Raw genomic sequence first — 6,719 nt, forward strand, 5'->3', positions numbered from 1 at the left:
TTTAGCTTTGACGATTTGAAATTGAACGTGATCTACGATGTCAAACTTAGTAATGTTCTGGTGAATGGTCAGCCTAAAGAATATTCCTACTGGTTTAATGTGAATAATCGGTAATAGAAAATAAGGACAACAATAAAATGACATTGATGATTAAAAAACTTCTCGTCACGAGTAAACCTTATACCTCTGATCTGAATAACATGATTGCTTTTATCAGCCTTTATGACAGTTCAGTTAATTCCCCACAGTACATCTTACAGTGTGGTTTTATTGACAATGTGTTTTAACCTCCAAATAAATAAAGGGTCATATCAAATGAAAAAAATAATATTTGCAGGATTATGTTTAAGTCTTTCTACGCTGGCTTGTGCAGGCGCAAAAGAAAGCTTAGTTGGAAAACGACTAGTCTTAGATTTACCTGATGTAGAATGTGCAGGCTTGTCATTTTCCAAGAATGGTAAAGATGCTGCAATGTATGCTGAAATGGGGCAATGCCAAGACCCATTATCGTTGAGAGTAAGATGGTTAGATGACAAGACCTTCATTCTGATTGAGAAAGTACGGATAAATAACATTTCTCCACCACGTAGCTATTTATATAAAGTCCAAAGCGTTAATCAGCATTACGTAAAACTGAATCAGATATGGACGGGGTGGGGTGATTCAAAGGACGATACACTCGGCTATTATTTTAAATAGTTTGAATGACTAGACTTCTTGCGAAAGTAGGTTTTTTAATTATTTGAACTTTATGCAATACTTTATAAATCCAATGTCGTGCCTGCTCAAATTTTGACTAACGCAAGAGGTCTACTATAAGCTGAAGGAAAATGATCTTGATTCAAGATTAATGATTAGCTTTTTTGAAAAGGGATATACGATTTTATTTTTCATATATCTCTAATTATTTTGATTTCATAACGGTTAGGTTTGTCTTAGTACAAATCAGTGATAATTATTAATAAAATTTTCTTTAAAAGATATCTTTTTGTCGAATTCGACAATAAAATACTGTCAATGTATACAAGCTAACTTATCCATATGGTCAATTTTTTATTGGGGATTTATGGTGCCTTATGTTGATTGAAATGGACTCTAAGCTCTTTTGTGAAAGACTTAAAGAAATAAGAGCCCAAAGAAAAATGACTCAGCAAGAACTTGCTGATAAATCTGGAATCCCATCTACATCGATTTCACATATCGAAGCTGGTTCTAGAAAACCATCATTGGAAAACTTATATAAGTTGTTGATAGCACTAAATATCTCGAGTGATTACTTGCTTGGACGTACTGATCAATACTCAAATTCAGGCACAGATCCCATTTTAAAATCTATTCAAGAGTTATCTGAGTTAGAAAGAGAAATGATTCAGAAATTTATCTTGTCTTTACAAAAGTAATTTATCCATATTTATATAAATTGAATGTAGTAAATTTATGACTCTCCTTGATTTAAAAGACTTAGAAACCCATTTGTGGGAAGCAGCACATATCATCACAGTGAATAGCCACCAAAATTCTAGACACACATAACCATCTTTTGATGGGCCTTTTCATAATCTAATGGAGAACGCTGACCATTGGAACCATGTCTGCGTTTTGAATTATAGAACATCTCAATATATTCAAAGATATCTGATCTTGCTTCAGTTCTAGTTGCGTAGATTTTCTTTTTAATTCGTTCCCGCTTTAATAGCTGGAAGAAGCTTTCTGCAACAGCGTTATCATGGCAATTGCCTCTACGACTCATACTACTTTCAAAATTATGATGCTTGAGAAATGTCTGCCATTCATGGCTAGTATATTGGCTGCCTGAGAAGCATTGCTTCGCAAGAGAATGGATTAGGACTTTGTTCTTTGGATTTCTTCGCCACAAAGCCATCAATAACGCATCTAAAACCAAATCTGTCGTGATTCTGGATTTCATAGACCAGCCAACAACAAGACGTGAAAACAGGTCAATCACCACCGCAAGATATAGCCACCCTTCATGTGTACGGATATAGGTAATGTCCGTCACCCATAATTGGTTCGGCTGAGTTGGATTAAACTGTCGATTTAAGCTATTTGCGGCAATGACAGCCGGAGTACCAGCGTAAGCTCTAGGCTTACGATAACCACGCTGTGATTTAAGACCATCTGCTTTCATCAGTCGATGTACTCGATTGATCCCACAACTTTCGCCAACATCTTTCAAATCACAGTGAATCTTACGATAGCCATAGACTCCGCCAGATTCCAGCCAGAATTGTTTAATCAGGCCTGAAAGCTGTTGCCGTTTCCTTGCAGTTTTACTGGTGGGTTGCTTTAACCATGCGTAATAACCACTGTGGTGAACATCTAACGTTGAACATAAACGACGAACAGGCCATATGTGCTGATTGTCCTGAATAAAGGCGTACCTCATTTGGACTGGCTTGCGAAGTACACCGCGGCCTTTTTTAATATGTCCCTTTCTTCAGTGACCCTTTGCAGCTCTTTTTTTAATTTCGCTAATTCTGCACTTGGATCATTAGATTCTATCGTCTTGGGCTGCTGTGGATCATAACGTTTAATCCAGGCATACAAACTATGTGTAGTCGTACCTAAACGCGCTGCGACATCAGCAACACTATGACCTTTCTCTGTGACCTGTTTTACTGCTTCAATTTTAAATTCTGGAGTATATCGTTTACTGCTCATAAGCACCTCGTTAATTAGCCATTTTATCTAACTAAAAGGTGTCTACAAAATCGGTGGCTATTCACTATGCTCAATTGTTGCATGACTTTTATGAGTTTTCAGGTTATCAGCCAGATCAGCTATGATCTAGGTTGCGACGGCGTACACAGGATCAGTAAAACCAACATGCAATAGCGTAAGACGGTTAGTGCCTTTCCATTGTTTTGGGATACTAGCTCAAACTTAAAAGAATTATTTAGACTGCTGTTCATGCTGCAAGATAGAAATTTAAACTGCAGTCGTTCCATGAGCTTTTCCTCAGAGATTTCAGAAGATATAGCAATCTGCCAATATTTTTCTGGAAATAAAGAATAAATTCCTGTCAAAAATCGATTTGCTAGCCTTATATCAGCACTATTAAAGATTAATCCAGCATGTGAAATGTTGGCTTTCATTTCAAAAATATGTAGTGCATTTAAGATGTTTGCATCATCACTTTTCAATTTATTAAGCTGTTTAAAAAAATACTCTAAGACTATTTTTTCTTCCTTGGTTTCAATATGTGGAAGTATGCGTTGTGATTTATCAGCATCAATAATGAAGCGAGGTCGGTTCTTGCGATTTTTGAGTTGTTTGAGCTTAAGTATATTTTGTTGCCACAGCATGAGTGTCTTAATTGGAAAGTCATACTTTTGAGACAGAAGCTCAGGTGTATAAGATTGATCTAATGCATTGAGTATTTTTATGATCAGTGCAGACGGATATTCTGATCGAGCAGTACCATAGATGCAATCATCAGTAGGTTTTTGCTGAATTTCTTTTTTATTGATTGGCATACTTGATTGTTTATCTATGCCTAATGGTATTACATGAGTCGCTTGAAGCATTTGAGTGTCAAAACTGCTGAGGTGGATCTCTTGAGCATGTTTCAACGGCGTTATTAAAGTTGGACAGATTTTTTGAATAATTTGGGTGGAAAGCATCAGATCAAATTGACGTAATTGAAAACCTGCCATCACATAGCTGAGATGGATATAGCTTCGGAAGGTCTCGTTTGGTTCAATATGACCGAGCAGGTGCGCAATTAAATACCAGCTGTCTTGTGGTGCTTTAGAGCGTAATAGATGACTTCTGATGAGGTTGTAATGATCGTTTGAATAGTCCGTGAATGCAACTACAAACTCGTAGTCCATAGTCAAAATTATAGCGAGGTTATTCGCTGCAGTATGCCGTAAAGAATGAAAAGAATAACGATGACCAGGCAATATTGCATCTAGGATGCGTTGAAAAGGAAGTGTCACCATATTAGGTTTAAGGCGTTCAGTACTGTTCCACATCGTGAACAAGTATTGACTGGGCCTATAAGCACGGCGCCGTACTTGACAGTAATGTTGAAATTTAAGATGCTCCTCTTGAGTTAGTAGAATTTGAACGTTGAGATTGCGTTCAGCACTATCTGTTTTAAGTAAATGTTGTTGATGCTTTGCACGATATGGACGTATCCAAATTGAACTGGCTTGAATACCTTCAACATCCTTGATTCGCATGCCGAGTATTTCATTAATCCGCATGCCCGTACGAAACGCTATCGTATATACGATACTGAGCATTTCTAAATCATGGGCTGTATAGCTTGGGCTTTTATAGTATTCAAGTCGCGCAAGCATCTGTTGGAATATTTTTGCAGAGATGATTTCGGCTTTCGGTGAGCTTAAATGAAACCTTTCATTCTGCATTGGGAACACATCAGCATCAAATATGACACGCTGAAAGTGATGAAAACGTTTTAAGAGATCAAATTTTTGTGATTTAGATTTACCGACGCCGTTTAACATACGCTTGTAGATCACTTCTAGGTGATCATTGAGATTGCATTCTTCTATAAAATCGGTGCTATGTAATAACCATGACTCGGCAAGTTTGGTGTAATAACTATAGATTGAAGAATGACGAATCTTCTGCTGATGATTGATATAGAGTAAGTACTTGTTTTGATCGAGCTGATAAAGCTCTGTGATTTGCTTAATATCTTCTGTAGTCGGACGAAATAAGCTAAATAGCCAAAGCCCAAGCCGTTTCGCATTTTCTGGAAGATAGGCATGTTGGCTGTGCAGCAGGTTACATAGATCCGAGGTAGTCTTATGCCTATTTTTAAAGAACGTCAAAATTTGTTTATGCAAAGCAGTAAGTGCCTCAAGAGGATCTTCAGTGTGTAATTTTTCCTCTTTTACTCTGTTGTTGATATTTTGGGGCTGTGGTGCTTCAGTTTGATCGGAGTGGTCAAGTATTAGCTGAGGTGAGAGATAGCGTTTAAAAGCACTTGGACTTAAGCCACAGCTTTCTATTTCTTCAGTTAAACACTGTGCAAGCGCAGGGCTTAATTTGACCTTGTCTAGTTGCATAAATGAATGACTGGAGGTTTGTAAAAGCTGATTAAATTTCTTCTGGTTAAAAGAAAGCTCTAAGGCATTAAAAACGTAACGGATATAAGTGTAACAATCGTGTTGGATATCTATTAATTGTGTCTTAAATCGAGTAATCCAGAGCTGTGTTAGCCGATCTGGTACAAAATTTCGAGATTTCCTTAAGGTTTGTTTAGGATCATATAAATCACCATATTGCGGCGATTGAGGTTCTAAGAATAGAAGCGGAAGTTGTAAGGTCTGAAGATGGTAGATTGCTTCATCAGATTTGAGATGTTCAAGTAAAGCATTCAAGCTTGAATGATGTGAAAGTCCGCCGTACAGGATTGCACTTATAAGAAGATTGCCAACAATTTCATCATCCGAAAAATATTCTACAGTATGCCAATAACGCCAGAGTCGCTCTTTTAAATATGTGAGATATTTCGAATTCTCTAACCAAGATTCATTAAAGAGTAAAGAGGCTCGTTGAATAGAGGCGAGGTGCTGCGTAGGCAGTGGTAAGTCTGCATCATTGGTGCGATTGTATTGAATGATGTGTTTGCGGAAGTGCTGATAAAAGCTCTTTTTTAAAGAAAAGCTTACTTTTTGTTGCTCTAAGTGCTGAATCACTTGGTTATAGAGATCTGGGAAATTTTGTGATTGTTGTGCCTGTTGTAATTTTTCTTGGGAGAGAAACTCCTCAATAATCAATTGAATATGTAAGCGCTCTTTCATTTGTTTTTTATTTCTATCTTTAGCACGGCGCTCATGTGCATAATGTTTTTGTTTAAGCATGTTCATACATCCCATCAATTTGGTAAGCGTGCTGCATATCGTTGAGGCAGTTGGCGAGTTCTTTATATTGTTGAAGCGAAAGACTTGAGAATTTTTGCCCCATTTCTTGTTGGTTTTGCTCATGCCCAAACAAAGCCAGAATGAAGTTTTCATCTGCTTTTTCGGTGAGATATGCACGAGCTGTGTGCCTAAGCCAATTGGCATGATCAAGTTGCATAATACGAGTGAAACTGTTGACTAAATGAGGGCTGAGGGCTTGCCATTGACCATGTTGATAGACACTGAGAAGGGGTCTTTTACTGCTTAAAATTTCTTGAATATACGGTTGATGCTCTGGGTGTAGTTGTTTAAATTCATTTAAGTAGGTAATGAATAAGCGGATTTCCTTCACAACAAAATCACATAATGGGATTAAACGCCCATCATCCGTTCTTGAGTGAATTTCTTTATCAGAAATCCAAAGCCACTGTTGTTTTAAATCGAAATTTTTTAAGAAACCCGGGAACTCGCTGACAGGTCGAGCAGCACTGAACAATAATAAAATATGCCACAGCCAGACATTGTAATGATTGAACATCTCAAGCATTTGCCCATGGTGTTTAGCTTGAATAATCTGATGTTGTAAATATGCAAATATCGCCGTCACTGTTGCAGGTTTCGGCGCTTTACAGCTACCAAATCTTTCTCGATCATCATCAATGACATGGATTTCTTTTGCTAAATCATTTGATAGTTGTTGTACTGTACCCTGATAGCTTTGCTGCAAACGGTAGATTGGATACGAACAATATGAAATAGAAACTGATCGATTTGCATCGATGCCTGTAAGAATGTCGGCTAGTTGTTCATTTTGAGTGT

General features: G+C 37.4%; 4 protein-coding genes and 1 pseudogene. 2 read left to right on the forward strand and 3 right to left on the reverse strand.

The genetic code is table 11. The annotated features are described in order from the left end of the window. The first annotated feature begins 315 nt into the window (after positions 1-315). Both B4H32_RS02715 and B4H32_RS02720 read left to right on the forward strand, forming a co-directional pair. Complete coding sequence (locus tag B4H32_RS02715; RefSeq protein WP_004679647.1) at positions 316-699, forward strand: hypothetical protein; 384 nt, start codon at positions 316-318, stop codon at positions 697-699. A 377-nt stretch (positions 700-1,076) separates the two neighbouring features. After that, positions 1,077-1,400 carry a helix-turn-helix domain-containing protein gene (locus tag B4H32_RS02720; RefSeq protein WP_010589536.1) on the forward strand — a complete coding sequence of 108 codons (324 nt, stop codon included), beginning with the start codon at positions 1,077-1,079 and terminating at the stop codon, positions 1,398-1,400. Positions 1,401-1,519: 119 nt separating this feature from the next. Here the strand turns inward: B4H32_RS02720 and B4H32_RS02725 are convergent. The 3 genes and pseudogenes from B4H32_RS02725 to B4H32_RS02735 form a co-directional block, all read right to left on the reverse strand. Next, a protein-coding gene (locus B4H32_RS02725) for an IS3 family transposase (protein ID WP_141629348.1) occupies positions 1,520-2,682 on the reverse strand; the annotation gives its coding sequence in 2 pieces (ribosomal slippage) (positions 1,520-2,436 and positions 2,436-2,682; 1,164 coding nt in all). 119 nt (positions 2,683-2,801) lie between these two features. After that, positions 2,802-5,861: a tyrosine-type recombinase/integrase gene (locus B4H32_RS02730; RefSeq protein ID WP_004679638.1), complete on the reverse strand. Its 3,060-nt coding sequence runs from the start codon at positions 5,859-5,861 to the stop codon at positions 2,802-2,804. Beyond that, a pseudogene (locus B4H32_RS02735) lies at positions 5,854-6,719 on the reverse strand (hypothetical protein); the annotation flags it as partial. The gene B4H32_RS02730 and the pseudogene B4H32_RS02735, both read right to left, overlap by 8 nt.

This window comes from Acinetobacter sp. UBA2063 (assembly GCF_002333245.1).
Classification (GTDB): domain Bacteria; phylum Pseudomonadota; class Gammaproteobacteria; order Pseudomonadales; family Moraxellaceae; genus Acinetobacter; species Acinetobacter parvus.

Bases quoted from the DNA above. Each gene is read 5' to 3' on its own strand.
- B4H32_RS02715 (WP_004679647.1), top strand. From the start codon at position 316: ATGAAAAAAATAATATTTGCAGGATTATGTTTAAGTCTTTCTACGCTG.
- B4H32_RS02720 (WP_010589536.1), top strand. From the start codon at position 1,077: ATGTTGATTGAAATGGACTCTAAGCTCTTTTGTGAAAGACTTAAAGAA.
- B4H32_RS02730 (WP_004679638.1), bottom strand. From the start codon at position 5,861: ATGCTTAAACAAAAACATTATGCACATGAGCGCCGTGCTAAAGATAGA.